The 20,711-nt window shown below is 47.7% G+C and carries 20 protein-coding genes; 8 read left to right on the top strand and 12 right to left on the bottom strand.

Going from position 1 to position 20,711, the window contains the following annotated elements; genetic code table 11:
- Positions 1 to 217 precede the first annotated feature (217 nt).
- The 9 genes from PWYN_RS15635 to PWYN_RS15595 all read right to left on the bottom strand — a co-directional run bounded on the left by PWYN_RS15635 (position 218) and on the right by PWYN_RS15595 (position 10,857).
- Positions 218 to 616, bottom strand: a complete 399-nt coding sequence (locus tag PWYN_RS15635) for an FxsA family protein (protein ID WP_036653959.1) — start codon at positions 614 to 616, stop codon at positions 218 to 220.
- Positions 613 to 1,149 (bottom strand): acyl-CoA thioesterase, encoded by a 537-nt coding sequence (locus PWYN_RS15630; protein ID WP_036653958.1) that lies wholly within the window; start codon positions 1,147 to 1,149, stop codon positions 613 to 615. Before PWYN_RS15630 ends, PWYN_RS15635 begins: the two co-directional genes overlap by 4 nt.
- Before the next feature lie 46 nt (positions 1,150 to 1,195).
- Positions 1,196 to 2,371 (bottom strand): MFS transporter, encoded by a 1,176-nt coding sequence (locus PWYN_RS15625; protein ID WP_036653957.1) that lies wholly within the window; start codon positions 2,369 to 2,371, stop codon positions 1,196 to 1,198.
- A gap of 173 nt (positions 2,372 to 2,544) precedes the next feature.
- Positions 2,545 to 3,969 carry a pyruvate kinase gene (gene pyk / locus PWYN_RS15620; RefSeq protein ID WP_036653956.1) on the bottom strand — a complete coding sequence of 475 codons (1,425 nt, stop codon included), beginning with the start codon at positions 3,967 to 3,969 and terminating at the stop codon, positions 2,545 to 2,547.
- Positions 3,970 to 4,301: 332 nt separating this feature from the next.
- Complete coding sequence (locus PWYN_RS15615; protein WP_036653955.1) at positions 4,302 to 5,303, bottom strand: acetyl-CoA carboxylase carboxyltransferase subunit alpha; 1,002 nt, start codon at positions 5,301 to 5,303, stop codon at positions 4,302 to 4,304.
- Between the two features lies 1 nt (position 5,304).
- On the bottom strand, positions 5,305 to 6,198 hold the full coding sequence (accD, locus tag PWYN_RS15610) for an acetyl-CoA carboxylase, carboxyltransferase subunit beta (RefSeq protein ID WP_036653953.1): 894 nt from the start codon (positions 6,196 to 6,198) through the stop codon (positions 5,305 to 5,307).
- 76 nt (positions 6,199 to 6,274) lie between these two features.
- On the bottom strand, positions 6,275 to 6,463 hold the full coding sequence (locus tag PWYN_RS15605) for a hypothetical protein (RefSeq protein ID WP_036653950.1): 189 nt from the start codon (positions 6,461 to 6,463) through the stop codon (positions 6,275 to 6,277).
- A 162-nt stretch (positions 6,464 to 6,625) separates the two neighbouring features.
- A complete protein-coding gene (locus PWYN_RS15600) occupies positions 6,626 to 7,114 on the bottom strand; it encodes a phosphatidylglycerophosphatase A family protein (protein ID WP_036653947.1) in 489 nt (162 codons plus the stop codon).
- Positions 7,115 to 7,182: 68 nt separating this feature from the next.
- On the bottom strand, positions 7,183 to 10,857 hold the full coding sequence (locus tag PWYN_RS15595; RefSeq protein WP_036653945.1) for a DNA polymerase III subunit alpha: 3,675 nt from the start codon (positions 10,855 to 10,857) through the stop codon (positions 7,183 to 7,185).
- 147 nt (positions 10,858 to 11,004) lie between these two features.
- On the opposite strand from PWYN_RS15595, the gene PWYN_RS15590 reads away from it, so the two are divergent.
- From PWYN_RS15590 to PWYN_RS15580, 3 genes are all read left to right on the top strand, one after another.
- Positions 11,005 to 11,328: a YtrH family sporulation protein gene (locus tag PWYN_RS15590; protein WP_036653943.1), complete on the top strand. Its 324-nt coding sequence runs from the start codon at positions 11,005 to 11,007 to the stop codon at positions 11,326 to 11,328.
- Positions 11,329 to 11,332: 4 nt separating this feature from the next.
- Positions 11,333 to 11,836: a sporulation membrane protein YtrI gene (locus tag PWYN_RS15585; RefSeq protein WP_036653941.1), complete on the top strand. Its 504-nt coding sequence runs from the start codon at positions 11,333 to 11,335 to the stop codon at positions 11,834 to 11,836.
- Positions 11,837 to 11,908: 72 nt separating this feature from the next.
- Entirely contained in the window at positions 11,909 to 12,226 is a 318-nt protein-coding gene (locus tag PWYN_RS15580) for a YtpI family protein (protein WP_036653940.1), read from the top strand.
- Positions 12,227 to 12,278: 52 nt separating this feature from the next.
- Here PWYN_RS15580 and PWYN_RS15575 read toward each other — a convergent pair whose 3' ends face one another.
- Positions 12,279 to 13,613, bottom strand: coding sequence for a DRTGG domain-containing protein (locus PWYN_RS15575; RefSeq protein ID WP_036653939.1), 1,335 nt, complete (start codon positions 13,611 to 13,613; stop codon positions 12,279 to 12,281).
- A gap of 98 nt (positions 13,614 to 13,711) precedes the next feature.
- Entirely contained in the window at positions 13,712 to 13,996 is a 285-nt protein-coding gene (locus PWYN_RS15570; protein WP_036653938.1) for a hypothetical protein, read from the bottom strand.
- A gap of 193 nt (positions 13,997 to 14,189) precedes the next feature.
- Between PWYN_RS15570 and PWYN_RS15565 the strand changes: the two genes are divergently transcribed.
- On the top strand, positions 14,190 to 14,768 hold the full coding sequence (locus tag PWYN_RS15565; RefSeq protein ID WP_036653937.1) for an LURP-one-related family protein: 579 nt from the start codon (positions 14,190 to 14,192) through the stop codon (positions 14,766 to 14,768).
- Positions 14,769 to 15,119: 351 nt separating this feature from the next.
- On the opposite strand, the gene PWYN_RS15560 is transcribed toward PWYN_RS15565, so the two are convergent.
- On the bottom strand, positions 15,120 to 15,467 hold the full coding sequence (locus tag PWYN_RS15560; RefSeq protein WP_036653936.1) for a YlbF/YmcA family competence regulator: 348 nt from the start codon (positions 15,465 to 15,467) through the stop codon (positions 15,120 to 15,122).
- A 186-nt stretch (positions 15,468 to 15,653) separates the two neighbouring features.
- Here PWYN_RS15560 and PWYN_RS15555 point away from each other — a divergent pair, with 186 nt between their 5' ends.
- From PWYN_RS15555 to PWYN_RS15540, 4 genes are read left to right on the top strand one after another with little or no spacing between them, the layout of a single operon-like run.
- Complete coding sequence (locus PWYN_RS15555; protein ID WP_036653935.1) at positions 15,654 to 17,021, top strand: YheC/YheD family endospore coat-associated protein; 1,368 nt, start codon at positions 15,654 to 15,656, stop codon at positions 17,019 to 17,021.
- A gap of 10 nt (positions 17,022 to 17,031) precedes the next feature.
- Positions 17,032 to 18,201, top strand: coding sequence for a YheC/YheD family endospore coat-associated protein (locus PWYN_RS15550; RefSeq protein WP_052088025.1), 1,170 nt, complete (start codon positions 17,032 to 17,034; stop codon positions 18,199 to 18,201).
- The gene (locus PWYN_RS15545) at positions 18,202 to 19,575 is read left to right on the top strand and encodes a YheC/YheD family endospore coat-associated protein (protein WP_036653933.1); all 1,374 of its coding nucleotides are present in this window, start codon (positions 18,202 to 18,204) and stop codon (positions 19,573 to 19,575) included. It abuts the gene before it with no gap.
- A complete protein-coding gene (locus tag PWYN_RS15540) occupies positions 19,572 to 20,705 on the top strand; it encodes a YheC/YheD family endospore coat-associated protein (RefSeq protein ID WP_036653932.1) in 1,134 nt (377 codons plus the stop codon). Before PWYN_RS15545 ends, PWYN_RS15540 begins: the two co-directional genes overlap by 4 nt.
- The last annotated feature ends 6 nt before the right edge of the window (positions 20,706 to 20,711 follow it).

The raw sequence follows: 20,711 nt of genomic DNA, 5'->3' as shown, positions 1-20,711 counted from the left end.
ATACACTTAAAACGTAGGTGAACCTACTTACCAGCCGTTTATCGCGAATATAGCTGTATAAAGTGCACTTAAACAATGGTTCTGTGCTCCATAAGCGACTTTAGCTGTATGAAATACAATTAAATCTGAATCAGGTATATAGGCAACACCAAAAAAAAGAGCGGGCCTGTCATCAATGACAGTTCCCGCCCTTTGGCATTTCTAGAATGTGTACATTCTATCTGCGATATAAGGTAAAAGTTCCATTCTTCATCTTTTTTTCAATCCACTTCAGTAAAAATCCCCGGTAAAGAGGACGGGTCAATGGAAAAACTAAAGTAAAACCAATAATGTCGGTTACGAATCCTGGCAGAATTAATAGAAAACCTCCGAAAAAAATACATAATCCATCCAACATGGTCCGTCCCGGCACCTGGCCCTCTTGCATTTGCTGCCTGCTGTCCTGTAAAACTTTTTTGCCTTCAAAACGCATCATCAGCAATCCGATGATTGAAGTGAACACTAGAAGCAGTAATGTTTTGGGTGCTCCGAGGTAACTGGAAACAAGGACAAAACCGAATAACTCCACAGCCGGGACCACAAATAAAGCCGGCCACAACCATTTGTTTCTTATCATACTGCTCCTCCTTCTTCCCGAAGCGCCCCTATAATACCCTGAAACAGCTCAGGAAGAGCTCTGTCCAACCGGGTAGGCTTCCAATCCTTATTCAGCCATACATGGCTCGTAGATCCGCTCACAAGCAATTCGCCTGAAGAACTGTTGGGATTGAGAGGTTCGACCTGCTCCGCATTTCCCGCTAATTCTCCCGGAATAAGGCTCCCTTCCTTCGGAAGGCGCCGGATCTCATATTCAAAAACGACTCTAAGTGCTGCAAAGTTGGTTAAGCGTGCAAAGACTACGACAAGATCATCATATCTCGCCGGACTTTTAAATTGCAAATCTGCCGAGGTAACGGGGAGAAAAACTCCACCGTTCTCCATCTCACGATATGTGAAACCCAACTCACGCAGCATTTCTGTGCGTCCGATTTCAAACCAGTTCAAATAATTGGCATGATACACAACACCCATTTGGTCAGTTTCCTGATAACGAACCCGAAAGGATGTGGGATACCAGCGGCTGGTGTGATTTATATTACGTGAGCTCATTGAGCAAAATACCCCCTTTTTGTAAATCGAAGCCGGCAAGGGATGTCTAGAAGCCGACATCGTTGGATATAATCGGTAGTTTACGGCTGGTGTTTCGGGCCACATAGACTAACAGAACCGCACCCGCAGCAGAACTAATCACGCAGGAAAGATTCATGGCATTTACTCCGCCCTGGTCGAGCAAAAAACCGTTTAGCACATTTCCTAGAATTCCTGCAAATCCCGAAAACACCATGTTAAAAATACTTTGGCCCGTAGCCTGCATGTCCGATGAGGTTATCTGGGAAACATACTCCACCGCTGATATATAGAAAAGTCCGAAGGAAAAACCATGTAACACCTGGACTCCGATCATAACAGAGGGGTACGGGAAGGCAACCTGAATCCCCCACCGAAGAACATAGATTAAGGCTCCGATCAGTAAGGTACGTTCTCTACCCAGTTTCTTAATGACCTTCGAAGCCAACAACATAGACGGAACGTTTGTAACGGATGCAATGAACAAGGCAATCCCTGCATACTGCATGGATCCACCGACAGACTGAAAGGCTACTACAAAGTACGTGCCAAACGCCGTCATAGTCTGATTCACAAGTAAACTCCCGCCAAGGAAGGCCAAAAACACACGATTCCTAATGAGCTGCCGAACTCCCTGGGAAAAGGATTGACTCATCATATGATTCTCTTCCGCCTGCTTCGGCAAGCTCAGTGCAATGAGGACGGCTAGCGTATTAAATAGCAAGAAAGGTATCCATATAGTTGATAAAGAGAACGTTGATACATATTTAGCCCCGATAAGACTCCCCATAGCCGCTCCAATACTTAGCATAAGCCGAATACTCCCATATGTAGAACCCGCCCGCTTGGCTGCTGCAATCGCGTAAGAATCAGCGATAGGGGCCTGTGTGGATGAGAAAATTGTCGACAGTGTGAAAACCAACATGAGTACAAAGAAATATTCAGACCGATAAAATACAGCTAACAGAGCGGGAACAGCAACACTTAAAATAAGCACCAAACGGGTCTGATTATACCGATCGGAAATAATGCCCCACATCGGCTGAATGGTGATTGCGATGAATGTTCCGGTCGCCATTAGCATTCCGATTTGCCCGCTATCTAATCCATTATGAACAAGAAGTGATGTCAGATAAGGACCGAACGAACCGCCGGCTAATCCCAGAAACAGATAAAATCCGCGCAGTTTCAATAATTTTTTCATTTAAGCTCTAAGTCCTCTCCATCCTTAATTGACTAAACATCCATTCCTCATATTCCCCATAGAATAGCATAACCCGATCTTCTTAAAGGATCAATCATCAAAAAAAAGCAATGGTGAGTTACACACCATTGCTTTTTGGATAAAACATAAGTAGGGATATACTCCCGAAAAATTTAAGCGTTAGGAATTTGAGTTACCTTAACCAAGTTTGTGGAACCGGAACGTCCCAACGGGATACCCGCTGTAATAACAACTAGATCTCCAGCTGTTACCAGACCGGAATCAATTCCGCCTTTAACAGCTGTTTCAAGAAGCTCGTCCGTAGAAGAAGCTTCCAGACCATGAACCGGAGTTACGCCCCATACCAAGGCCAATTGACGCATAGTTCTTTCTTGAGTCGTTACCGCGATGATCGGCGATTTAGGACGGTATTTAGAAACTACACGAGCTGTGTGACCTGTTACAGTCGAAGAAATGATAGCCTTAGCATTCAGATCCAGTGCGGAAATAGCAACGGATTGGCTGATTGCTTCAGTAACTGTTGTTTCTTGTGCGATTTGTTGCTTCATGAAGATTTCGCGGTGGTTAAGAGCAGACTCCGCTTTCTCAGCAATGCGGGACATTGTAAGAACGGATTCAACTGGGTACTTACCAGCAGCTGTTTCGCCGGAAAGCATGATTGCATCTGTTCCGTCAAAAATAGCGTTCGCTACGTCACTCGCTTCAGCGCGTGTAGGACGCGGGTTACGTTGCATGGAATCCAGCATTTGAGTTGCAGTGATAACTGGTTTACCGGCAATGTTACATTTTTGAATCATCAATTTTTGAGCCAAAGGTACATCTTCAGCTGGAATTTCCACACCGAGGTCGCCACGTGCAACCATCAGGCCATCGGAAACCGCTAATATCTCGTCAAGGTTGTCAACACCTTGTTGGTTTTCGATTTTGGAAATAATTTGAATGTGAGCAGCATTGTGTTTCTCCAGCAACGCACGAATTTCGAGAACGTCGCTAGCTTTACGAACGAAGGAAGCGGCGATAAAATCGATGTCTTGTTCGATCCCGAAAAGAATGTCGTTGGTGTCTTTTTCCGTAATACCTGGCAAGGAGATGTGTACTCCTGGTACGTTAACACCTTTTTTGCTCTTAATCGTACCGCCGTTAACAATACGGGTTTTGATTTCTGTGCCTTGAACGTCAACAACCGTCAAACCAATCAGGCCGTCATCGATCAGGATTGTGGATCCTACTTGAACGTCTTTAGGAAGGTTGCTGTAAGTAATCGAGATACGGTTTTGATCTCCAAGGATTTCTTCCGTAGTCAATGTCAGGTACTCATCCTGAACCAATTCAATAGGTTCTACTGCAAGTTTACCTGTGCGAATTTCAGGTCCTTTGGTATCAAGCAGGATAGCAACTGTTTTGTTCAGCTCTTTGCAAGCTTGACGGATCGTAGTGATCCGGGCACCGTGCTCCTCGAAATCACCATGAGAGAAGTTCAGACGAGCTACATTCATACCAGCCAAAATCAATTTTTTTGTGTTTTCCAACGATTCACTTGCAGGACCAATCGTACATACAATTTTACTTTTACGCATTAAGTTTTCCTCCGTTTTTTCGTTCTCTCTGTCTCACTTTTTCCAACTACAAAATCTACTATAACATTAAGCATTCTCATAGGAAGTTTGTCACATACATCCTTGATTGCACCCTAATGAATATTACTGCAAGTGGGACACAAAATCAATGTTTTCGCGACCTTTTCGTGTGAATATATGTCGAATTTTCGGTAAACCCAGAAAAAATAAAAATAACCCCAACGTATATCCGGGGTTATTCGTCGAAAAAAAATGACAATATGGTCAATACCCTAAAAACAGGTTGGACAAGTATAGATTTATGTCTTAAAGTGCAAATGATTACGCCATTCTTATTCTTCGATCAGCATAGCTAATTCTGTGGAGATGATCTCCTGCTGACCTTCAGAAAAGGTTCCAATCTTACGGAATTTGAGGTACCTGTCCTCTTTTAGAGCAGCGCTATCCAGACCAGAAAGTTCCTGAAGATGACGCCATATGGCATCCTTAATAGCTGCCGCCGTCGCTTCATAATCACGATGCGCCCCGCCCTTAGGCTCTGGAACAATCTCCTCGATGACTTCCATGCCCAACAAATCAGCCGCTGTAATCTTCATCGCCTCTGCCGCCTGATCCGCTTTGCTTGCATCCTTCCAAAGAATGGATGCTGCTCCGTTAGGTGAAATTACTGAATAAATAGCATGCTCCAGCATCAGGACGCGGTTACCTACAGCCAATGCCAAAGCTCCACCGCTGCCGCCTTCACCAATGACTACACAAATAACAGGAACACCAAGCTGGGACATCTCCCGTAAATTACGGGCGATTGCCTCGGATTGACCTCTCTCCTCGGCTGTATTGCCTGGATAAGCGCCTTTCGTATCAATAAGTGTAATTATAGGCCGTTTGAACTTGTCCGCCTGATGCATCAAACGAAGCGCCTTACGGAAGCCCTCAGGGTGAGCACTGCCGAAGAAACGCAGAATGTTTTCTTTCGTATCCTTACCCCGTTGCTGGCCGATAATCGTAACCGGTAAACCGTTCAGCTTACCGATACCGCCTACTATGGCAAGATCGTCGCCAAACATGCGGTCACCGTGCAGTTCAATAAAATCAGTGAAGATTAACCCTATAAGATCCAAGGAAGTAGGACGTCCCTGATGGCGGGCAAGGTGCATTTTCTGTGAAGGAGAAATATTGGAATAGACCTCCTCCTCTAACACACTGTACCGCTCTTCCAGCCGGGCAACCTCATCACTGAAATCAATTTCCTTTTCAACCCCGAACTGCTTCAGTTCGGCTATCTTTTTACGCAATTCAACCAGAGGCATTTCAAAAGGCAACTCTCCTGCCAAGCTAAAATCCCCCTTTCACATCATGCATTTCCAAAATTTTAGTTAATGTCGCACGCATTTCTTTACGGTGAATAACCAGATCAAGCAGACCATGCTGCAGATTAAACTCCGCGGTTTGGAAATCATCCGGCAACTTTTGACGAATAGTCTGTTCGATTACGATTCGACCGGCAAAGCCAAATACTGCACCCGGTTCTGCAATAATAATATCTCCCAGACTAGCAAAGCTTGCAGAAACGCCACCTGTAGTCGGGTCTGTAATAACCGATATAAACAATCCACCCGCTTCATGGAACCGGGCAAGTGCTGCACTAGTTTTTGCCATCTGCATAAGACTTAAGATACTTTCCTGCATTCTGGCCCCGCCAGAAGTTGAGAAAATAAGCAGCGGCAACTGTTTCTCGGTCGCTTCTTCAACGGCACGGGTAATTTTCTCCCCAACAACCGATCCCATGCTGCCCGAGAAGAACTCAAAATTCATAACCGCTACAATAACCGAATGGCCACCAATACTACCCTGACCCGTAATCACGGCATCGGGCTGACCTGATTTAATAGACTGCTGCTCCAGTTTGGAAGCGTAGCCGGGAAATTGAAGCGGATCAACCGAGGACATCTCACTGTCGAACTCGATAAAACCCTCTCCATCTAGTGTTATTGCAATACGCTCTGAAGCGTTCAGACGCATATGATGGCCGCAGGACGGACATACCTTTAGGTTTTTTTCCAGCTCTTTGCTGTACTGGATCGTACTGCACTTGCTGCATTTACTCATTAGTCCTTCAGGAATTTCCCGTTTAGGGCGTTCTCCTTCAGACGGTTTACCGTTCCGCTCCACACGCTCTGAAGGAATAGTCGCGTACTTTCGTTTTTTCTGAAATAAATCTTTGAACACGGGGCACCTCTCCAGCCGTTTATTTGCGTTATGCAGCTTGCTGCTGTCATGAACTGCTCTTACGTGTTTGTATAAATCAGGGATGCAGAATTAGATTAAGGACTTCCTGCACTTCCTCAAGCTCTCCAGAAGGCACCAGTATTTCAAATTGCTGCTTGGACATATTAATCGGACGGCATTTCACCAAGAATCCTTCTTCAGTTAACTTGCTCTTAATCATATCCGCCACTCTGGCGGTCGGTGCGATATATATTACCGTCCACATGCCCTGCAAGGCCTCCCCAATCTTAATACCCAGCCGTATCCCGTATAATGGAATCATGATAACACAGTTTTCTTTTTTCCCGCAACAGGAGAGATCGCTAGATGAAAGACCAGGGCAAGCCTTAACTCAGAGAAGGTGCACCTCAACATTTCCTCTTTTTTCCTAGAGGTGTGGATATACCTTAGCTCCTTCATGCCGGTGCGCAATCCGGGCGGAAGCCGCAGCGGCCACCCCGGCAACGAGATCATCCAAAAAAACATGAATGCTGTTCTGATCGTCATTCAACCGGCCTATGATGCCAAGCTTAAGCTTATCTAGATATCCGAAACCTGTCAGACCAATCATCCCATAAACATTGGTAATGCCAAGCGCCAACGTCTCATCCGCTCCATAAAGGGATTCATCTGCCTCCATAACCGCCTGCAGAGGTTGCGGAAGCATCCCCTTCTCTGCCAGTTCATCGAGCGCTATACCCGTCATTAGCGTATACTGCACCTCTCTCTTGCACAGAACTGCCTTAACGCTGTTCACACATTCTTCTTCTCTCAAGTTAGGGTAGTAAGGTGACTGCAAGATATATACAATCTCAGCGATGGATGAGATTGATACTCCCCTGCGCTCCAGTAAATCTATCGCCATTTGATATGACATATAATTCTCCTTTCCGCTACTTGCTGCCGGTGGTTTCCTAATGTATGCGGAAAGAAGATGAAATGTTCTTATTTTATTCTCACTGAGCCTGCCCCTAGCATCTCTTCAATCTCGGCAAGCAAAGCCTCTGAAGGCTCAATCCGGTAGCTGTCACTGAGCGCGAGCAGCTTTTGCTCACGCTCATAGAACAGCAGGGTTGATACTGACCCGGGATGAGTCTGCAGCAGCTGCTTCAGCCTGGTTAATAGAACTGCATTCTCCGATTGCGGCGTAATCTTGATGAACGCCCGTTGGGCAGGCTCACTTCTGCCCTGAGGCTTCACGACCTGAGTGGCTGACTCCGTAGGCACTGTGGCTGTCCCCGACGCTCCGACTTCCCGTGGAGCTTCTGGAGCTGCATTACGGGACGCAGGAGTTCGTAGCGAGGTAGAATCTCCTGTACCCGTACGGGCAGCACTGCCAGCCGCGCCCACGGCTGCATAACGCGTCCCCCCGGCAGGTCGGGAGGCTGCTGCACTGCGCCGCTGAAGCAGGCCGCGCAGCGCATCCGTTGCGATCGGCGCCACTTCCTCAGCCAGCAGCTTGAAGCCTTCGTCCCCTTGCTGTACTTTGGCTCGCAGAGCCAGCAACGCCCCCTTCTCGATCAGACCTCGACTGCGTTTCCACACTTCTGGGAAAAGCACGACCTCACAGCGCTCTATCTGATCCTCCCATTCAACGAAAGCCATAGACTTTCCTGCCTTCGTCGTAATTTCCTTAATAGAAACTACCATACCCGCCGTTACCGTTTGGCTCTCATCAGGGACCTCACCAAGGTCCATCAGCCGCTGCAGCCCCATTTCCTCCAGGAGGTCTGCAGTATCATCCAAAGGATGTCCTGACAGATACAGCCCCAAGAGCTCACGCTCCATCTCAAGCTGCTGTGCTCCCGTAAACTTTGGGATATCCGGGTAGCGAATTTCCCAATTCGGTGTCTCAACCAGATCATCGAACAGCTGAATCTGCAGTTCGTCCCGCTCCTTGCGCCATTTCACCGCGGCATCAACCGTCTCGTCCAACATCGCCAGCAGCTGTGCCCGGTGCCCCGGGAGACGATCGAAAGCGCCCGACTGGAGCAGCGATTCAATGACCCGCTTATTACAGACTCGCAGGTCAACTCTGCGGCAGAAATCCAACAGACTGTCGAAGGGTCTTTCCTGCCGTACCTTCATAATATTTTCAACGGCCAATGTCCCTACATTCTTAACCGCTGCCAGTCCGAATCGGATATGACCCGCATCTTCACCTGTAACGGGAGTGAATAGCACTCGGCTATCGTTAACATCGGGCGGAAGTACAAGAATCCCCATTCGCCGGCACTCCAGCACATATTCAGCCACCTTGCGGTGGGTTCCCATTACAGCCGTCAGCATGGAAGACATAAACTGCACGGGATAATGCGCTTTGAGATATGCCGTCTGGAAGGACAGAATCCCGTAGGCCGCCGCATGGGCGCGTGGGAAACCATAATCAGCAAAGCGTACAATCATGTCATATACGGCATTTGCATCCCTTTCTCCATACCCTTGTTTCAAGCTGCCCTCAACAAAATGGCTTCGTTCCTTATCCAGAGTCTCCCGTTTCTTCTTAGATACAGCTCGTCGCAGCAAATCCGCTTCTCCGAGTGAGAAACCCGCCATCAAGGAGGCAATTTGCATAATCTGCTCCTGATAGACGATAATTCCATAGGTGTCTGAAAGGATCGGTTTGAGATCGGGATGTGGATATTCCACTTCGACCTGACCGTGTTTACCTTGAATATATTTAGGAATAAACTCCATTGGCCCCGGGCGGTACAACGCGAGTACTGAAATAATATCTTCAAAAACGTTAGGTTTCATATCCTTAAGAACCCGCCTTACCCCTGCGGATTCCAACTGGAACACACCTGTTGTTTCCCCGGCTCCAAGCATGTCATAAGTCTCAGTATCATTGTCCGGAATCTTGCGGAAATCAGGTGTTTCACCTGTCATTTCCCGAATCCAGTTCATGCACCTCTCAATAATTGACAAGGTACGCAAACCCAGGAAATCCATTTTGAGCAGTCCAACACTCTCCAAATGCTCCATGGAATACTGCGTTAATGCCGTACTTTCGTTCCCCTCCTGCAGCGGTACTGCATCAGTTAAGGGGCCTTTTGAGATCACCACACCAGCAGCATGTGTCGAAGCATGTCGGGGCATTCCTTCGACTTTCATCGCCATGTCGAGTAGTGCTCTAGTCTTGGGATATCCATCATACAAGGCCTTTAGTTCCGGTGTGCTCTCCAGCGCACGGGCGATACTGATGCCTAATTGACCTGGAATAAGCTTGGCGGCTTTATCGACCTCGCCGTAAGGCAGATTCATTGCCCGTCCAACGTCCCGTACGGCAGCCCTCGCCGCCAAGGTCCCAAACGTGATAATCTGCGCCACATGCTCAACGCCGTACTTATTAACAACATACGCGATAACTTCCTCACGCCGTTCGTCACTGAAATCGATATCGATATCGGGCATGGTAATCCGCTGTGGGTTGAGAAAGCGCTCGAACAAAAGATTATATTTAAGCGGATCTACATCAGTGATCCGAAGTGAATAAGCGGTAAGACTTCCTGCTGAGGAACCCCGCCCAGGCCCGGTAGCAATGCCCTGGCGGTGGCAGTAGGCAATAAAGTCCCACACAATTAGAAAATAATCGCTGAAGCCCATATTTTCGATAACGTCCAGCTCATAAGCCAGACGTTTCTCGGCATCCTGCTTCTGCTCCGGCGAAGCCCATCGCGGAGTATCACTGTAACGTTCCTCCAGCCCCTGCTGGCATAGCTCCCTCAGATAAGCGGAAGAATCCATGCCTTCCGGCAGCGGTGCATAGGCAGGCAGGATATGCTTACCAAACTCCAGCTCCAGATTGCATTTCTCCGCGATTATCAGACTATTCTCAAGTGCTTGAGGGACATGCGGAAATAAGGCCGCCATCTCCTGACCGCTTTTCATAAACAACTGGTCGGTCCCAATCTTGAAGCGTTCCTCATCATCCACCGTCTTGCCGGTTCCGATACAGATCAGCACATCCTGTACTTCCGCATCTTCCCTGGCTAGATAATGGACGTCATTGGTTGCTACCAGCGGGATGCCACAATCCGCAGACAGAGCAATCAGTTTCGGATTTACTCTTTTTTGCTCCGGCATTCCATGGTCCTGCAGCTCCAGATAAAAGTCATCCCTGAAGATTGCCTTGTAACGAAGCGCTGCCTTACGCGCCTCTTCATCACGTCCGTGCAGCAAATGCTGCGGCACTTCCCCACCCAGGCATGCACTTAGGCAGATGATTCCCTCGGAATGTGAGGTAAGGACCTCCATATCAATTCGTGGCTTATAATGCTGTCCTTCCAAATGTCCGATGGAGATCAGTTTCATCAGGTTCTTGTAGCCTGTCTCATTCTTAACAAGAAGAATTAAATGATAAATCGGTTGATCCTTGCGGCTACCCCGCTCACGCCTTGAACCTGCAGTTAAATAGGCTTCACAGCCGATGATCGGTTTGATGCCTTTCTCTTTACATGCTTTATAAAAAGGGATTGCCCCGTACATCACTCCATGATCCGTCAATGCCAGCGACTTCATGCCATATTCGTCCGCCCGGCGCACTAGATCCGTGATACGTGCCGCCCCATCCAGTAAACTGTATTCGCTGTGTACATGCAGATGCACGAAAGGGCTCATGATCCCACTTCCTTTCCTTCAAAACATAAACATAAGATGAAACTATTTTATCATATTAGGGGGGGAAGCGCCCATAGAATGGAGAGAGAGCATAGGGACAGGCAGACTTGCTAACTTCAGCCGCGTCCAGAAAGGAGCAATGACTTTATGAATCTATTTTTAAGCAAAGCTGTTCTGGATTTCTTCATCGCCTTTGGTATCGTCCTCGGTGGTGCCTTGCTCGGCGGTGTCGGCGCTGTAGTCTCTTTGCAGCCGCCTACCCAAACCATGCTCGACGTGGCTGACCGAATCAAAATTTGGGCATTGGCTGCTGCCGTCGGCGGAACAATTGATCCTATGCGAGTCATTGAGAGCAACATGCTAGGCGGAAATCTATCGCCCGCAATCAAACAAATTATGTATCTCGTATTTGCCTTTCTAGGAGCGCATATGGGTAGTGAGCTCGTCAAATGGGTATGCGGCAGGGGGTAAGATCATGAGGATGCCACCCTTTCAACGCTTTCGCCGCTTCTCTCAAATTTCGGCGGTATTCGTGCTCGGTATGGTCGTGGGAACCATAGTCTACAATGCCATTTACCACATGGGGTACAACGTATTATGGCTGAGCAATCAGGCTTTACGGGTGCAGATTGAGGAGTACGAGAAGGATATTTTGACACTCAAAAAATATAATAATACCTCCACTGTGATTCGGCAGATTAAGATCCGATCTGAAGAAGGTAAAGTGAAAGAAGGAGCGGCCTCCCTTGATCCGGTAACGATTAAAGAAATTATCAGAAAAATGAGTTCCGACCTAGAACCGATGCGCGGTCGCAGCATATTCGATATCGATACCGATAGTAAATTGGCCCGCCTGTTGCTGGATGGTAAACTATACATTGTGCGGGATAGGGAATATGCCGTAACGATTCGCACTATGCTCGTTATGGAGGGTGTTTTGCAAATATGGGTAGAAATTAATCCCTACCGACGCAGTTGAGAACAATCATGTTACAATACGGGTAGGTTGGTTTTATACACAGACATCATATCTTAAAGGAGCGGCCCCTCCATGATCATCATTATTAAGTATCTTTTGTTTATTCTGCTGGCCGTATTTTCCATCAATGCTGCCATCTTCAGCATTGCCTCCCGCCGAGCCGTTGATCCCCTTGTTAAAGGGCAGAAGCGTTCGATTATGAATGTACTGATGGGTGCTATGCTGGTCGACCTTGCGCTTATGGCCATGTTTCTTTTTCACGGCTCTACCCTTGGCATTGTTGTGGAAGCGATTTTTATCATTATCGGCCTATTTAATATTTTCTCCGGGTTGCGGAGCAACGGCTACTACAACCGAATCAAATCAGGTTCTTCAGCTAATAGAAGCTAAAAATAGACTATCCTCTACAAAAAACGAGGATAGTCTATTTTATTGAATACGATTATTGATGATCTATCGATTGCAGCATCATAACGGACTTGGCGACTAAGGTATCCATATAGGTGATCTCAATCTCAAGCTTGCAAGTACGGCGGCTACTCTCCAGAAGTCTTGGCATTACGATGACCGGTTCCTCGATCTGTACCGGACGTACAAAATACGTAGACATATTATCCAGTACATAATCATTGCCTGTAAGATCCTTTGCCGCTTTGAACGCTGAGAGAGTCATTAAGGTGGACAGAACCCCCTCCGAGATCGTTCCAAGATCGGTAGCCATTTGCGGTGTGATGAACCCATGAAAGAACAGCTTGCCCTCATCATCCCTCTCCTCCGCAAAGCCGTTCCACATGAGGTGGTCAAAGGTCTCGCCCAGTTGAGGCTGGTTGCGTACATCGCGCAGGCTTTGAAGGACTTCCTTACGGGTTAAAGAGCCAACCAGTTTACGATTGCGGTCAACGATAGGCAAAAAGTCTATACTTTCCCACATCATAATCTGAGCTGCCGAAGCTAATGAGGTCTGCAGCCCAGCAGTAATAGGATTACGAATCATAGCTTTTTCTATACTCTGATCCTCTAGCATGGACTCCACATCACGACGGCCAATGATGCCAATTACACGGTTCCATTCATCGGTTACGGGAAATCTCAGGTCTCCACTATCGAGAGATAGCTGCCGAAGCTCTTGCACAGTACTTGAGATTTTCAGCGTATTCAGGCGCGGTTTGTTCTCCACGATATCCTCAACGAGCATAATTTTCTTCTTAATCAGCCGATCAAAAATGGCCCGGTTAATCATAGAAGCCACTGTAAAGGTATCATGGCGCGATGAGATCACAGGCAGATCCAGTTGATCTGCCAGCGCTTTTACCTCACGGCTTGTCCCAAATCCGCCTGTAACAAGCACACCCGCTCCCTGCTCCAGCGCAAGCGAGTGCACATCATCACGGTTACCTACTATCAGCAGGCTGTCGGCATCAATATAACGGATCATAGCATCGACTTTCATAGCTCCAATTACATATTTATGGAGATGCTTGCTCAGACCGTTTACGCCTCCCAGCACATGCCCTTCAACGATGTCTACGACATCCCCAAAGGTAAGCTGTTCGGAAATGTTTCGCGGCTTCTTCTCCACGCGTACGGTCCCGATCCGCTCTTTTGTAATGACGATTCCCAGATTCTCGGCTTCCTTAACAGCCCTATAAGCGGTCCCTTCACTCACAGACATTTCCTTGGCCAGCTTACGGACTGAAATCTTCGTCCCTACCTTTAAACTTTCTATATGCTGCAGCAATTGCTCGTGTTTTGTTATTGCATCCACTTGCCCTTCCATCTGTAACACCCCCATACCCCCAGCTGTACTATACTGTACTTATCTTAACTGCTTTTGAGGGTATTCGCAATCGTTCGATGAACAGTGGAGGCAAGAATTTAGGACCGCTGTGTTACGCTTTCCTCTTCCTTCCATTTACCCTGCCAGCGATCCAGCTTGGCCTTGCGGACAGCTTCCAATCGCTTGGTTTTCTCCTCATCAACACCAAGTATAAAATGCAAATGTGCCGCAATAACCAGAAAAGCAAAAGCACACCAAGCAATGCCAAAACCGAATACAAAACCCGACTCCGCTCCGAGGGACAGCTTAGGCAGCGCATAGAGCAGCATCGCGAGCGCCAGTAGAAGATAGACGAAATGCTTGAACTTGTTTCTTTTTTTCATTTAAATGGACAGCTCCTTTATAAAGCAGAATCTATATATCTACTCTATGACTGCACCGTCGGAATTATGAGACAAGTCTTCGTAAAGTTCGCTGCGATTTCGGAATATACAACGTCTTAAGGGTATAAGCTTTATATGGTAAATAGAATTTTTTTGTGAGATGATGGCATCATTCTAGGGAGGCGATTTCCAAGTGACTCAAGCATTTAATCAAACCCAATATATTATTCGAAAAAAGGTATTTTCCATCTTGGGTGCAAAGCTTCATATTTATGATCATTCTGAAAATCTAGTCCTGTACTCTCAAATGAAAGCCTTCAAATTAAAAGAGGATATTTCTTTATACACCGATGAGAATATGGATAAGGAGCTTTTGCGAATTAAGGCCCGCAGTGCAATTGACTTCTCCGCTACATATGATGTCGATGATTCAATTACAGGTGAGCATGTGGGTGCCCTTCGCCGTAAAGGCCTCAAGTCCATCCTTAAGGATGAATGGGTTATTCTGGATAGACATGATTCTGAGATTGGAACCATCAAGGAAGACAGCACACTGATGGCACTGCTTCGGCGTGTTATTAATCTGATACCGCAAAGCTACAATGTTGAGTTGGATGGACATACGATAACAACCTTCAAACAAAACTTCAATCCGTTTGTAACCAAAATCAATGTCGATTTCTCCAATGATCCGAAGCTGCATTTTGACCGGCGATTGGGACTTGCCGCAGGCATACTGTTGTGCGCCGTTGAGGGTAAACAGGATTCATAAGAGGGGTTATACATGGCGACTCTTTGAAAATACTCTGAAGAGGCTTTCTGAGTGGACGCTCCGCGAACGGAACGTTGTTACAATCGCTGTTGTGTCCAGATTTTTTTCATTCCCCTTAGCGGTGAAAATCCGGAGACAAAGGCGAACGCTCACGCTTTTCCACAATCGTTCCGTTCTCTCCGCTGCATGCAGCGGGAACCATTAAAAACATAAAACTATTTTAAGAATGCGGCAGTTTTGCAATTCGATTCTTTAAAACAGGCTAAAAACAAGCCAGTCTCCCGGTTATTGGAGACTGGCTTGTTTTTGTTTGTGATCCGTGGGTGCCTGTTTCAGCAGCAGGGCACTTAACTATTGACCCTCAGCACCATACAAATGCTGGAGACTTTCGGAAATAATTTTGTTCACATCCTCAATGACCACACTGAGACGGCGCTCGGCTTCAAACAGACGGCGAATGCCAAGATTAAGATTCAGCACCTCGAACAGCTTCTCCATTTTTTGCATTTCCTCTTGCGGAGGCATCTCTCCACTCATCATCCGCTGCTGCAGCTCCATTTGACTATTACGGAAGTTTTCCAGCATACGCTTGCTTTCTGGATCGGATTCTACCACCTTCATCGCACTGGTTATATCTTCAACTTCACTGCTGCCTTTGATGGCCTTGGCTAATTCATGTGCTTTGTCATAAACATTCATGCTAATTCCTCCTAGAAGCGATTTGGTGAACATTGCTTTTTCTTTTGCAAATTTCAGGCATAACAGCGCCCTTTTAGAAACTGGGTCAATCACCAAGGGTCAGATGTCTCCATATGATAAATGATATGTAACCCTTAAGTTTATCAAATTGCCGGCATCATGCTGCCTACCGGAAGGAGATCCACGATGTCTAAGCTTAAGATCCCGGTCCAAGCGGTTCAATCGGGCATCCTGCAGGAAAATGTAGTAATGCTTGGAGACCGGACCATGAAAAGACTCAAAATTCCGGCACACGTACCGATCCATCTAGCCTTCGGTTCTTTCCGGCAGGAGGTTACTGTCATTCCGGCCCCCAAATCTGACAGCCTTCGTGTCAGCGAAGGGTTGGCACGGCGTACGGGATGGAAAGCCCGTCATACGCTGAACGTCTCTTACAGCACCGGAAGCCGTTTATTACGGCTAGGTCCGCTAATTGGAGTTCTCGTCAGCCGTGACCATTCGGATACACCCGACAGGGTATTCGGTCCCATTACTATGTTCTGCCGGGAACTGACCCATGCCTGCCGCACACAGGGCGCATATGTATATTTCTTTACACCAGAAGCTATGGAGTCCCGCAGCTCTTCCATCCAGGGCTGGGTATACGATGAAGGCTGGCGGAAGCTCAACCTTCCGATTGCCGATGTGATCAATAATCGGCTAACCTCGCGAAAAGTGGAGAATAAACCTAGCGTACAGCATTTTTTGGCCGATGTAAAATCACGGTTTGGCACTCATTTCTTCAATGAGAAATTTCTGGATAAAACAGAGGTATTCGATGCCCTGAGGCAGGATGCCACACTTCAACGGTATTTACCCGAATCCCATCTACTTAGTGGATACGCTGTATTAAAAAGGATGTGCGGTCAACATCCAGTGGTGTTCCTGAAGCCAATTCGGGGCAGTCTTGGCAAGGGGATTTTGCGCATCTCCCGTGAGGAAGGAGGCGCCTTTCGACTTCTCTCCACCACACCTCTCGGGACACGTAAGCAGAGTTACCCTAATCTGACGAAGCTGTTCCAATCCCTCACTGGGAAGATGAAAAGCACACGATATCAGATCCAACAGGGTTTGCCCCTAATGGAATTGGGAAAACGACCGGTGGACTTTCGGGCACTTGTACAAAAAAATAACACTGGCAAATGGGGCGTAACCTCCATAGTCGCCCGTACTGCCGGAAATAACCATTTCGTCTCGAATCTGGCTCGGGGCGGCAGCCTCAGTACAGTTCGTGAAGCCGTCGGTAAGAGTAGTCTTCCACCTGCCGTGAAGCAAAGTGTACATCTGGGACTTCCACGGGCGGCACTTTCCATCGCTCGCGGTATCGAAACCTACATTCCCGCGCATTTCGGTGAACTGGGCATTGATCTGGCGTTGGACCAATCTGGCCGAATTTGGCTGCTCGAAGTGAACTCCAAGCCATCCAAGAATGACAATACTCCGCTTAATGATCAAAAAATAAGGCCGTCCGTCAAGCAAATGGTCCTGTATTGCCGTTATCTAGCCGGGTTATAAGGAGGACATCATGACTGAAGCCGCACTGGGATTGCTAGGCATCATGACGTGCCGAAGAAGTGGGACTCCCCCATTTACAGAGTCAAGCTTTTACAGCCATTTATGCCGTGTTGCACCGCTTTATGATTTAAAGGTTATTGTTTTTTTCCCAGATCAAATAAATACAGCTAGTAAAACGGTAACCGGAATGAACTGGAGAAACGGGGAGTGGGTATCGTTAGAAACCGCCCTCCCGGATATTATTTATAATCGATGCTTTTACGGAAGTCAAAACGATAGAAACGAAGCCGCGGCCGCCTTAGCCGCTCTCCCCCAAGCTCTATCCTGGTCTCGTGGAGTTCCCGACAAATGGGGGGTGTATGAAATACTGAAACGGAGCCGCAGAGCAGCGGTGTTACTGCCCGAAACCTTGCTATATACCGGCCGCCGCCGACTCAGCAACATGCTGGCAGAGAGGGAATACGGCGTGTTCTTGAAGCCTTCGGCGGGAACACACGGCAAACGCACTTTGCATGCCTTGAAACAAAGAAAAGGCGGATTAAGCGTACGCGGGCGGGACGGAGAAAATGCTGTGTTTTACCACAATTTTCAAAATCAAAACGACGGTTTCGATTGGATCGACCGATTCATCGGCTCTCGCCGCTATATCATGCAACCTTATCTTCAATTGACAAACCAGAGCGGACAGCCGTTTGATGTTCGAGTCCTGATCCAGAAAAACGGCCGGGGCCTATGGGAACTCACCGGAATGGCCGTTCGCCTGGGTAACCGCGGTTCGCTTACCTCTAACCTACATGGCGGTGGGACGGCGATTCCTATACTGCCCTTCCTACAGGAGGAATACGGTTCGGCAGGTCAATATATTAAGGAACAACTTACAGAGGAAGCCGCTATTTTGCCACCTCTTTTAGAAGCAGCTTGCGGCAGGCTCGGGGAGTTAGGTCTTGATTTCGGTATTGACGGAGGCGGCAGAATTACTCTGCTGGAGGCTAATTCCAAGCCTGGTCGCACAGTCTTCCAGCGCACCGGCGATAAAAGGGCAGAACGGCACGCGCTTGAGAATCCGTTACGATATGCACGCCATCTACTGCTGACCAACCGGCGTGTTCCAACAATGTCTGGAGGCAACTCCAGTGCACCCGGGAGAATGATATCAATGGTTCCTAAGGAGGATTCATAAATGAGTCTCACTTTTTGCAATTTGCATTTCACCAAGCAGCCCCAAAGAGTGGTGTATGTTTCGGGTGCGCTAATGAAAAGCTTGAAGCTGTCCGGGAAGAAAAACATAAGGCTGCGGCTTGGGAGGGATACCATTCCAGCGCTGATTAAGCCGATCAAACGTGCGGGAAAGCATATGTTCCTTGCCTCAGGTGTGAAAACGGCTATAAAGGTACCCAAAACAGGGGGAATCTATTTACGAAATCTGCAAAATGACGAAGTACAGCTCGGGCCGCTGGTAGGCGTACTGTCAGATGGACCAGGTTCCTCTACCCAACCCTTTGGTTCCCGTACTGGCTTCATTAAGCAACTGCTGCGTGAAGGCAGCAACAAATGCTATATATTCGCGTTTATGCCGCGTGACATTAACTGGCAGCAAGAACAGGTATATGGATATTTTCTGACGGAAGGCGGGAAATTCGAGCGTAAAATGATTCCGTTGCCCGATGTTGTCTATAATCGTCTGCCCAGCCGCCGTGCGGAGACTTCACCGTATATAAGTCAGCTGCGTGAACGGTTTGCACGCAAGAAGATCCCTTTTTTCAACTGGAGCTTCTTTAATAAATCGGATATCTATCGGTTGCTGGAGAATGATAGCAGTGCGAACCGATATGTACCTGAAACGCACAGTAATCCTACATCTGATCAAATGAGAGATATGCTGGATCGGCATCATTTCGTATATTACAAACCTTCAGCAGGAAGTCTGGGCCACGGTATTTACCGGCTTACCTATTTACCGAAAAAAGGCTATTTCGCCCGTTACCGCCGGAGTGGTAAAAATGTCCTACTTCGCTTTGCCAGTTTCGACAGCCTGATGCGAATGCTGCAGTCCCGCCATGGTCGGAGCCTGCATAATTATATCGTGCAGCAAGGTATCCGTCTGATTGAAATAGACAGCTGCCCTATCGATTTCCGCTTCCATATGCATAAGAACGGCAACAACCAATGGGTTGTTGTTGGAATAGGCGCCAAGCAAGCCGGGCGCGGCAGCGTGACGACTCACCTTAAAAACGGAGGCTCGCTGCTGACACCACAACAAGCATTAGGGCGTGTATTCGGTGCCAGAGCCGATGAAGTCCTGCTTCGCGCCAAAGGAACAGCTGTCAAGCTAGCAGAATCTCTGGAGATTCAGCACAGACATTTACTCGGTGAAATCGGCTTCGATCTCGGTATCGATCAGGATGAGGATATTTGGATGTTCGAAGCCAATGCCAAACCGGGAAGATCCATCTTCCGTCACCCTTCTCTGCGTGCAGAGGGCAAGGCTTCTGTCGAGCACATTCTCGAGCATTGCCTCTATCTCAGCAAATTCCGGAGGAGGGATGAGACGTGAGCACCCGTATCCCTGACGAGAACAAACCAGTCATTGCGATTCTAACGACAAGTGATAAAGAACGGAAGTTTTGCGGAAATCGCAATAACTTCCGGGATATTATCAAGACCGGCAGGGATCTGGGATATCTTGTCTACGTAGTTACCGTCCGCGATCTGAAACTAGAATCGCGGGTGGTGGCCGGCTACATTCCACTCCCTGGCAGTAAGCTGTGGTCCAGTATAGCCGTCCCCTTGCCGCAAATTATCTATAACCGGATTCCTACCCGCGAATTGGAAGAAAGACCCGCAGTCGCACGCAAAATCGCACAATGTCTGGAGCATCCGGACATTGTGCTCTACAATCCGTATTTTTTTAACAAATGGCATTTATTTGAATGGCTCAAGGGCTCGCGTGCAACCTCTAAGCATGTGCCGCAAACGAGACGGTTGAAAAGTTCTAGAACTCTCAGCGTCATGCTGAAGAATCATAACAGTCTGTATCTGAAACCCGAGAACGGCAAGGCTGGAAAAGGCATTATGAGGCTCCAATATCTTGGCGATTCCTTGCTCCCATATCGTCTGCAAATCCAGGGCGGCAAAAGGAATCTAACCTATAAATCGGCCTCTTTGGAACGGATGTGGGCAAGGATCGGCAGGGAAAAGGCACCGGAATTGTATATCGTACAGCAGGCTATTGAGCTGACGACTCACCGGGGGCGCCCATTTGATCTACGTGTACTGCTGCAAAAGAACGGCCGGGGAAGCTGGGCAGTAACCGGTGTTGGAGCCCGCCTGGCCGGAGCGCGAAGTATCACCACCCATGTACCGAGGGGCGGCAGTATAGAAGAACCTTTCAGCATGCTGGAAGGAACATTCGGTAATGATCGGGCGGCGGCTATTCTGAAAAGTGTCCCAACCACTGCATTATTAATCGCTCGCCAAATTGAACGGGCTTGCGAATACACCCTGGGAGAAATGTCAATGGATCTCGGGGTAGATGAGAATGGGGGGTTATGGTTTTTTGAAGCCAATTCCCGTCCAATGAAATTCGATGAGCCAGCCATACGCAAGCTTTCACTGGAACGAATCTTTCAGTACAGTCAATATTTGAATCACCAAATGACCAGAAATACTGAATTAAGGAAGTGACGATGC

It is taken from the genome of Paenibacillus wynnii, assembly GCF_000757885.1.
GTDB lineage: Bacteria > Bacillota > Bacilli > Paenibacillales > Paenibacillaceae > Paenibacillus_AQ > Paenibacillus_AQ wynnii.
The sequence above is the reverse complement of the archived record's forward strand: the minus strand, read 5'-3'. Positions and strand labels throughout refer to the sequence as shown.

Excerpts from the sequence above, each read along its gene's own strand:
- PWYN_RS15585 (WP_036653941.1), top strand. The coding sequence starts at position 11,333 with ATGAGGATGCCACCCTTTCAACGCTTTCGCCGCTTCTCTCAAATTTCG.
- PWYN_RS15630 (WP_036653958.1), bottom strand. The coding sequence starts at position 1,149 with ATGAGCTCACGTAATATAAATCACACCAGCCGCTGGTATCCCACATCC.
- PWYN_RS15625 (WP_036653957.1), bottom strand. The coding sequence starts at position 2,371 with ATGAAAAAATTATTGAAACTGCGCGGATTTTATCTGTTTCTGGGATTA.
- PWYN_RS15570 (WP_036653938.1), bottom strand. The coding sequence starts at position 13,996 with ATGAAAAAAAGAAACAAGTTCAAGCATTTCGTCTATCTTCTACTGGCG.
- PWYN_RS15580 (WP_036653940.1), top strand. The coding sequence starts at position 11,909 with ATGATCATCATTATTAAGTATCTTTTGTTTATTCTGCTGGCCGTATTT.
- PWYN_RS15550 (WP_052088025.1), top strand. The coding sequence starts at position 17,032 with ATGACTGAAGCCGCACTGGGATTGCTAGGCATCATGACGTGCCGAAGA.
- PWYN_RS15555 (WP_036653935.1), top strand. The coding sequence starts at position 15,654 with ATGTCTAAGCTTAAGATCCCGGTCCAAGCGGTTCAATCGGGCATCCTG.
- PWYN_RS15575 (WP_036653939.1), bottom strand. The coding sequence starts at position 13,613 with ATGGAAGGGCAAGTGGATGCAATAACAAAACACGAGCAATTGCTGCAG.
- PWYN_RS15560 (WP_036653936.1), bottom strand. The coding sequence starts at position 15,467 with ATGAATGTTTATGACAAAGCACATGAATTAGCCAAGGCCATCAAAGGC.
- PWYN_RS15600 (WP_036653947.1), bottom strand. The coding sequence starts at position 7,114 with ATGTCATATCAAATGGCGATAGATTTACTGGAGCGCAGGGGAGTATCA.
- pyk (WP_036653956.1), bottom strand. The coding sequence starts at position 3,969 with ATGCGTAAAAGTAAAATTGTATGTACGATTGGTCCTGCAAGTGAATCG.
- PWYN_RS15635 (WP_036653959.1), bottom strand. The coding sequence starts at position 616 with ATGATAAGAAACAAATGGTTGTGGCCGGCTTTATTTGTGGTCCCGGCT.
- PWYN_RS15605 (WP_036653950.1), bottom strand. The coding sequence starts at position 6,463 with ATGTGGACGGTAATATATATCGCACCGACCGCCAGAGTGGCGGATATG.
- PWYN_RS15545 (WP_036653933.1), top strand. The coding sequence starts at position 18,202 with ATGAGTCTCACTTTTTGCAATTTGCATTTCACCAAGCAGCCCCAAAGA.
- PWYN_RS15595 (WP_036653945.1), bottom strand. The coding sequence starts at position 10,857 with ATGAGCCCTTTCGTGCATCTGCATGTACACAGCGAATACAGTTTACTG.
- PWYN_RS15590 (WP_036653943.1), top strand. The coding sequence starts at position 11,005 with ATGAATCTATTTTTAAGCAAAGCTGTTCTGGATTTCTTCATCGCCTTT.